Annotated in this window: 9 protein-coding genes and 1 pseudogene; 5 read left to right on the forward strand and 5 right to left on the reverse strand. The window is 51.8% G+C overall.

From position 1 onward, the window contains the following. On the reverse strand, positions 1-1,133 hold a 1,133-nt coding region (locus BI344_RS06530; RefSeq protein ID WP_158021040.1), incomplete at its 3' end, for a sensor domain-containing diguanylate cyclase. Between the two features lie 125 nt (positions 1,134-1,258). On the opposite strand from BI344_RS06530, the gene BI344_RS06535 reads away from it, so the two are divergent. Then, complete coding sequence (locus tag BI344_RS06535; protein ID WP_071112185.1) at positions 1,259-1,441, forward strand: hypothetical protein; 183 nt, start codon at positions 1,259-1,261, stop codon at positions 1,439-1,441. Positions 1,442-1,678: 237 nt separating this feature from the next. On the opposite strand, the gene BI344_RS06540 is transcribed toward BI344_RS06535, so the two are convergent. The 4 genes from BI344_RS06540 to BI344_RS24740 all read right to left on the reverse strand — a co-directional run bounded on the left by BI344_RS06540 (position 1,679) and on the right by BI344_RS24740 (position 3,704). Further along, a complete protein-coding gene (locus BI344_RS06540; RefSeq protein WP_071112186.1) occupies positions 1,679-2,638 on the reverse strand; it encodes a hypothetical protein in 960 nt (319 codons plus the stop codon). A gap of 33 nt (positions 2,639-2,671) precedes the next feature. Then, the gene (locus BI344_RS23725; RefSeq protein WP_139166907.1) at positions 2,672-2,872 is read right to left on the reverse strand and encodes a hypothetical protein; all 201 of its coding nucleotides are present in this window, start codon (positions 2,870-2,872) and stop codon (positions 2,672-2,674) included. 38 nt (positions 2,873-2,910) lie between these two features. Further along, positions 2,911-3,312: an antitoxin Xre/MbcA/ParS toxin-binding domain-containing protein gene (locus tag BI344_RS22735; protein WP_083370104.1), complete on the reverse strand. Its 402-nt coding sequence runs from the start codon at positions 3,310-3,312 to the stop codon at positions 2,911-2,913. Positions 3,313-3,485: 173 nt separating this feature from the next. After that, positions 3,486-3,704 (reverse strand): hypothetical protein, encoded by a 219-nt coding sequence (locus BI344_RS24740; protein WP_071112187.1) that lies wholly within the window; start codon positions 3,702-3,704, stop codon positions 3,486-3,488. A gap of 695 nt (positions 3,705-4,399) precedes the next feature. Between BI344_RS24740 and BI344_RS06550 the strand changes: the two genes are divergently transcribed. The 4 genes and pseudogenes from BI344_RS06550 to BI344_RS23735 all read left to right on the forward strand — a co-directional run. Further along, a complete protein-coding gene (locus tag BI344_RS06550) occupies positions 4,400-5,395 on the forward strand; it encodes a CBASS cGAMP-activated phospholipase (RefSeq protein WP_083370105.1) in 996 nt (331 codons plus the stop codon). 19 nt (positions 5,396-5,414) lie between these two features. After that, a pseudogene (locus tag BI344_RS26070) lies at positions 5,415-5,720 on the forward strand (cyclic GMP-AMP synthase DncV-like nucleotidyltransferase); the annotation flags it as partial. Positions 5,721-5,749: 29 nt separating this feature from the next. Next, positions 5,750-6,595, forward strand: coding sequence for a CBASS cGAMP synthase (locus BI344_RS23730; RefSeq protein ID WP_277620427.1), 846 nt, complete (start codon positions 5,750-5,752; stop codon positions 6,593-6,595). After that, on the forward strand, positions 6,579-7,057 hold a 479-nt coding region (locus BI344_RS23735), incomplete at its 3' end, for a ubiquitin-conjugating enzyme family protein (RefSeq protein ID WP_139166909.1). The genes BI344_RS23730 and BI344_RS23735, both read left to right, overlap by 17 nt.

Raw genomic sequence — 7,057 nt, forward strand, 5'->3', positions numbered from 1 at the left:
CCTATGCTGGCAGACAGATAAAGGTCGTTGTCATGGACGGCAAAGGGTTGGTTGAACAACGACAACAGTTTTTCGGCAACGATGCCTGCGGTGTCGCGGCTGTCCAGCTGATCGAGCACGCAAACGAATTCGTCGCCGCCCAGCCGGGCCAGCAAATCTTGTGGACGAACATGGGCGGAGAGGCGGGCGGCCACCGCCATCAGCAGCTGGTCGCCGACATAATGGCCCATCGTATCATTGACATCCTTAAAACGGTCCAGGTCGATATACAGCAGGGCTAGGCCGCGCTCGCCAATCTCCGGGCGGTCCAGCGCCTGTTGCAGGCGTTTGTGGAACAGCAGGCGGTTGGGCAGGCTGGTCAATGGATCGTGGTGCGCCAGCCGGTCAAGCCGGTCCTCGGCGCGGCGGCGTTCGGATATCTCCCCCTCAAGCTGTTGATTGGCGTTTTCCAGCGCCTGGGTCCGCTCCGCCACACGTTGGTCCAGATCGCGATTGGCATCCTCCAGAGCCAAGGCCTGCCGGGCTATGATTCGCCCGGCGTGGAGAACGACCAGCATTTGGGCGATGAACAGCACCCCCATCAACGCGCAGATGGCCAGCGTAAGCCACATCAACCGTCGAGACGAGCTTGAAACGAATGGCGTGGCGTCCAGATAAACTTCAAGCACGCCTTCGACTTTGCCATCGGGCGCGTGCACCGGCACATAGGTGGAGATGATGTCGCGCTCGGTCAGCGTGCGCTCAAACGCATCAATGCTGTGGCTGTGGGCCAATTCGCTGGCGGGCACATTGGCAGCGGCCGAACGGTAGCCGCCGTTGTCGCTTTCGTCTTCGCCTATCTGCTCGGCATCGGTGGAAAACAGCGTCAAGCCGTTGAGCGCGTATACCTTGAGCTTGATGACGTCGGTCCCGCGCATCAACTCCACCACCGCGTCGCGCAATTTGGCCTGCCGCGCCGCCTGCTGCAGCTTGGCCGGCTTGTTGGCCAGCGGGATCAATGGCCTGAAATCGCTCCATAGCGAATTTTCGAAAATCTGCGCCAGCGACGCCGCGCGGCTTTTCTCCAGCTGCAGCAGCTGCTCGCCGGAGTAATGTCGCAGATAGCCGGCCATCAATCCGGTAGCAATGCCCATCAGCAATAGCGATAGCAGAAAAAAATAGGGCACCAATCGGAAAGGACGGGGCCGCTCTAAAGAGGAATGCCTGGCCATGGCTGGTCTCGCACCTGAGAGAGAGAGAACGATTGTCAGTTTAGGCGATGATGCAGGAGCTGGTCGGGCATCACGCGCACGGCGACTGGTCACAGCTGGGCGACATCGTGATGATGCTGAAGCGCCGCGCCGACGCGACAGCGGGCTTCACGTGTCCAGAGGCGGGCGAAGCGTTTGCAGAGTACCAGCGGCGCATTCAGGAGGACTGCGAGGCCACGGCGCTTCTCTGATATCGAAGACGGCTTATAGTTCGTAAACTTGGTAATTGCGGTTCATGTTGTACCAACAAATAGCTTGTAAAATATAGAAATTTTAGAGAAATGGCTTTCAAAGCCGTTGCGTATGGCTGATGGCGCTATTTGTTGCGAAACATCGTCTTGATGGTAGCAACACCCGATGGTGCAAAATGACCTGACATGCTCGCACTGTCACAGTGACTGTTGCGTAAGGAGGAAGCGGGAGAGCGCTCAATCGTCCCGTTGAGCTTGCCAAGCATGATAGCCACACAGTCCTCCATATTCCTGATCGTCAGGCCCAAGTGCCTCACCACACACCTCACAATTCGAGTGGTGAAGACCTTCCTCGCATGCAATGCAGACACCGTTTTCGCAGATAAGCGTATGCCTGACACAATTGGGGCACATCGCCACAGGGTCATCCCCTCCATCCTTAATGGCAATGTAGCTGTCAACTGCGTAGCAGTCTTCAACCGCGTCCTCAATGATTTGATCGAAGTTCGAGTCTTGCGCGCAAGCAGCGCAATGGAAGATCAGTTCTTCGTGGTACCTGATGTTAGGGTCTAAGGGCTTAACCAATTCAGAGCCACAGTAAAAGCAGCGGATGTAAGCGGCGATCCGGTCCCCAGGTGCCAACTTCCACCGTATTGCTCCCATGGCATCGTGGCATGAGGCCAGCTCACGCTCATACACTTCGTTCTGTGTCAGCAATACATCCCAGGCCAGGCCACCTAAAAGGTCGGCGGGTTCCTCTTCGAGTTGAATAGCAATAAAGTCGCGAATGACGACAAACGACTTTGCTAGTACGGCACGTACAGTCTCAGCCGTAGCAGTTGTCATGTAGTGTTCGATGTTGTTACGTAACTTGATAACTTCGTTTAAATGGTTGAAATCTGCTGTTATGCCAAGTGACATGAAGCGTTCTTTGATCTGTTGAACATCAACAGTTGACTTGCCATGCCCTCGGAAAGCAACGCTTCCATCTGGGAGATGTACAGGTCGCATGTCTTTCTTAATGAGTACCTCATCAGATCCGGGGGGCGAGAGTTGACGCAGCTTTTCCTTGAAAAGCAGCAAAATACCTGCTGTGACGTTGCGTATGGCCGAAAGACTTCGCCGATCATCCCCGGCAAGATAGTCCTCGACACCGATTTGGATCGAGGCAATGGCATTTTTGAGGATCGTGTCCATGGATAGATCTCAATGGGAGTGACCGCTATCCCTTTAGTCAAGTGCTTGGCGTGTCAGTAGCGAGGCCCGCTTGCTGGCGAAATCGTGTTTGACCTTCTCATGTCGGATGCCGGGATCCGTATCGTCCAGAGCAGCTTGGACCGCTTGACAAAAATAAGCATCGTAAGCAGATTTTGAAGCAGTGGTCGCTGGAGAGGTAGGCGTCACTGGTAGGATTGATTTGAGCTTGGACATGGCTGTACCCCTTAGTAGACAGAGTATTGATTTTGAAACTAAACTGGCAAACCCCAAGAAATCGAGTGGAGAATCCGTTTTACCAGCGTAGCACCAAGAGCGGTATCCAGTAAGTCGAGCGGACGGCAGCCCAATTCGGGATGATGGTGACTTAACCACTCGCAGGCCATTACATCACTTCCTAGTGCGGCAGCCGCATCCATAGCAACACTCATTACTCGAAATAGCCTTTCGCTAACTGCTGGATCCAAAGTCCCAGTTGCTTCGTGGTTCCTGGAAGGAGCATGAGGGACTAAGCCAATGACAGCGCAGAGCATTTCTTTAGGCAACTGCAGTTGCTCGGCCGCAATAGTCACAAAACTTACGGGCAGCCCTGTACGAATTGCATGGATTTGCTCGTTTACTGGCGCATCAAGCAATGCCCATTTTTCTAATGCCATGGCCCCGTAACTCCATTATGAGGGACTTCATTAATATGCTTCCTCACACATCCTTTAATTAAAACCATAATACGCAGAAATCGACTGACTCAGCAACCCTCCGGCTACTGCGATCGATACATCCCAAGCACCATCATATGTGATGATATCAAGATCTTTTACTCAATAGATATTCATGCGCTGTTCTCATGCCAGCTTTTATTAGCTTTGATGATGTATCTCACCAGTAACATCACACGCATCTCAGTCAGTACACCTACCACCGTAGCTACCGCAGCGTCAGACTGATATCTGGCATTAGTCATTTTGAGTAGATATTGGTCGTTTTGAGTAATATTGGTTATGTCGCGCAATGTGATCGGTGCGTCCTGATGGCGCATTGCCAGAGCCATTCACTTGTATATCTGAAAGAAAGCCATGCAAAGCCCAGAATCAGAAGCATTGGTAGGAGTCAGCGCACTGTCAGTGCCCAACGAGGGTGGGGCGATGCAGGGGGTGGGCGAAGCGGTGGGGTATCTGGGCCGGATGGCCAGGCGCAGGTGACGGTGCCCTTGCCCTGTATTGCCGGCCCGATACGCCGATCTGTGGTGTTTCTACGTTTTTGTTCGCAGACGGCCACCGCTGCAGCCACCGATGTTTGCCGGAATCTGTTCAGCATCGACTCGGAGCATCGGGTGGTGTAAGTCTAGTTGATCAACTGGAAGAGCCGGCTACGACGACAGGCCGCCAAACCCCTGCGTCTGGCCTGAAGCGTGTCTCTTAGTCAGGCTTTGAGCATTGCAACAGCGCGGCGCGCTTTAGGGCGAAGTAGTGTTCGGCTTCTTCATGCGGGACGAGGATCATCCAGCGTCACATGGCAACAACGATTAAATGCACAGCACACACCGTATGGCCGGTGACGCAGATCATGGCACATCAGTGAATTTTCGCCTGAGCAAGTCGGGTGTGGTCACTCACCTCAAGCACAACATATAGGCAATCCAGCGCACAATTTGCACAATATGATGGATTTTCTTGTGGGGGAGGTCTATCATTTAACCAACGAGTGGTCGGTAGGCATGTAGCTGAATAACATGGTGCGTTATTTATGGGTAAGCCATTTTGGATTCTCGCCCTTTCGGGCGGTGGGTATCGAGGACTGTATACCGCGACGGTTCTGGCAGAAATGCAGCGCCGAGCCAGTGAACCTCTTGCAAGCAAATTCGATCTCATCGCTGGCACATCCGTAGGCAGTATGCTGGCTGCGGCCCTGGCTAAAGGAGTGGATGCGCAGAGGCTGCCCGAATTATTCACAACGCACGGCAGGGACATCTTTAGGACGAAGCTGGGCTGGTGGCCAGTGTCTATGCTTAACCTAGGTCTCTGGGGGCCCCGTTACTCCAACCGTGGGTTGATCGAAACACTTCAGCAAGAAGAGTTACTTGGAGAGGCTGCATTTCAGCAACTCCAACATCGCCTGATGATCCCTGCACTCAATCTAACGCAGGGGAAAACCCGTATTTTTAAAACGCAGCACCACCCGGATTACACCACTGATGGGCGAGTACGTTTGCTTGATGCCGTCATGGCATCTGCAGCCGCTCCTGTTTTTTTCCCGATCTATGAATTCGACAATCGCCGCTACGCTGATGGTGGACTGGTCGCAAATTCTCCAGCGTTGATCGCTGTGCATGAGGCAGAAACAAAACTAGGTGTAGACCCAAGTGACATCCACTTAATGATGATTGGCACGCGCTCGACTTATCACACTGATGATTCGAAGGCTCCGCTGCAAAGAGGGATCTTCGGTGCACATGGATGGCGTTTTTGGAAGGGGTGGAAAGCCAACTTGATTGAGTCAACACTTTCCGCTCAGGAGCTGCTACATCAGGACATGCTTCGACACAAGATTGAAGCGCGGCTATTGCATATAGATACAAGCATCAAACCTTCCGAGCATTCTGCATTGGGGCTCGACAAATACAGTAAACACGCAAATGGGCCTCTGGCTGGGGCCGCCCTGAGTGAAATGCAAAGTATCTCGACGAAACCTCTATTTCGTCAGTGGCTTAGCCATACAGCAGACACTCCAAATTTCTTCTAAATTCCGCCAAGAGGTTGAGATGAATCCTGCTAACTATCATTCCGTATTCTACAAGCGTCAGGGGACCACTACGCTCCTCGCGCGTATCACTCCGACTGAAGACGATGAGAGACAACTCAAGGAGGCAGCTTTCATCATCCGTGAACATCTACGGAGTGATCTTCGACAACGGCTAGCTCGCGTAGCGGGGGAAGAGAATACGATTAATCCAAAGTTTTTCGTTCAAGGATCATGGTCCTATGGAACTTGCAATGCGCCGTGTCATGCATCGCAGGAAATGGACCTTGATCTAGGGGTATATCTCCCTATCGAAAATATGAAGGAAACAGCAGTTGATGCCACAGAAGGGCACGATTGTACTTTGATATGGTTGAGGAATCTCTGCGAGAATTGTCGCGTGTCAAAGGGTGGAAATTGGATGATCAAAAAGATACCTGCGCCCGTGTCATCCTCGGAAATTGCAAGGCGCACATTGATGTTCCTCTGTATGTCATTGATAAAGCCCAGTTCAAAAAGATGGCAGAAGCTATCGTGATGGCAAAAGCCCTTGGTAGGTCTGCGGTCGTAGCTGATAGCCTTAGCTTTGCCGAAGATGATTTCACGCGAGAGCAGTGGGAAGACCTTGAGGCCGTTAGTCTTGCATGTCGTAATGGTAAGTGGAAGGCATCAGACCCCCGCCATGTTAGTCGATATTTTGAAATGCAATTTCGTCGCCCTGGTGGAGATCAGCTAAAGCGCATTTGTCGTTACTTAAAGGCGGCCCGTGACTTTAAGTATGTCAGTGGAGGGCCTAGCTCTATTGTGCTGATGCTCTGTGCAACCAAATTTTGGCGTCATATCGATGGGCGTGACGATTTGGCACTAAATCATGTTCTACTGAATGTTAAGGCATTATTGAAGGGATCAGTTTACTGCTCCGAAATTAGCGATGAAGATTTTAACCGCCTGCCTGAGCATGAGAGACAGGAAGCCTCTAATTGGCTTTCTGGATTGTACCGAAGCCTATCTATTGCACTAGAGACGGGAGAGCCAAATGGTATCGCTGCGATGTTGAAGATGCTGCGAAAGGAGCTTGATCAGCGCATTCCTATCGATACTAGCCTGGTTGTTCTGGGTGAGGCGTTGACTCCTGCGCAAGTTCGCGAGTTTCCTGCTCAAACGCAACCGCAGCCACCTCATCGCAATGTCACATCTGGCTGAAATTGCCGTCAAGAATCAGGCAATAATTTGGGATTACCTGGTTCGTGAGCGCGGATTTACCTGCAAAATAGCCAAAGGAGCTCTTACTTCTGGAGCTGGAGCTTCTGCCATGACCTTTCACGGAGTGCTAGGTATAGATGGGTTCGAATACTGCATCTATGTCCATATTGTGGATTGGCTGCTAACACAGAAGCCTGTTATTGGTTTGGTTGAAAATTTATCAAACTCAGCCCATGCGCGGGTCCACGTAGGCCCTACGGGGCTTATTTGTTACAGCCGAGAAGGTCAACTTGTCTTAAATGCAGAAGCGCCAGCTTCTGCAATTGCACTCTGCCTTGATCTTGTAGAGACCACGCTGCGCATTATAAAAAATAAAGGCCAGAGCGGCATTGAATTTAATGATGAGTATTTTGCATATTGGAGTCAAAGTTTTATAAGATCATTCAATCTTGACTTTTGTAA

Source organism: Chromobacterium sphagni (genome assembly GCF_001855555.1).
GTDB lineage: Bacteria > Pseudomonadota > Gammaproteobacteria > Burkholderiales > Chromobacteriaceae > Chromobacterium > Chromobacterium sphagni.

Excerpts from the sequence above, each read along its gene's own strand:
- BI344_RS06535 (WP_071112185.1), top strand. The coding sequence starts at position 1,259 with ATGATGCAGGAGCTGGTCGGGCATCACGCGCACGGCGACTGGTCACAG.
- BI344_RS06540 (WP_071112186.1), bottom strand. The coding sequence starts at position 2,638 with ATGGACACGATCCTCAAAAATGCCATTGCCTCGATCCAAATCGGTGTC.
- BI344_RS23725 (WP_139166907.1), bottom strand. The coding sequence starts at position 2,872 with ATGTCCAAGCTCAAATCAATCCTACCAGTGACGCCTACCTCTCCAGCG.
- BI344_RS22735 (WP_083370104.1), bottom strand. The coding sequence starts at position 3,312 with ATGGCATTAGAAAAATGGGCATTGCTTGATGCGCCAGTAAACGAGCAA.
- BI344_RS24740 (WP_071112187.1), bottom strand. The coding sequence starts at position 3,704 with ATGGCTCTGGCAATGCGCCATCAGGACGCACCGATCACATTGCGCGAC.
- BI344_RS06550 (WP_083370105.1), top strand. The coding sequence starts at position 4,400 with ATGGGTAAGCCATTTTGGATTCTCGCCCTTTCGGGCGGTGGGTATCGA.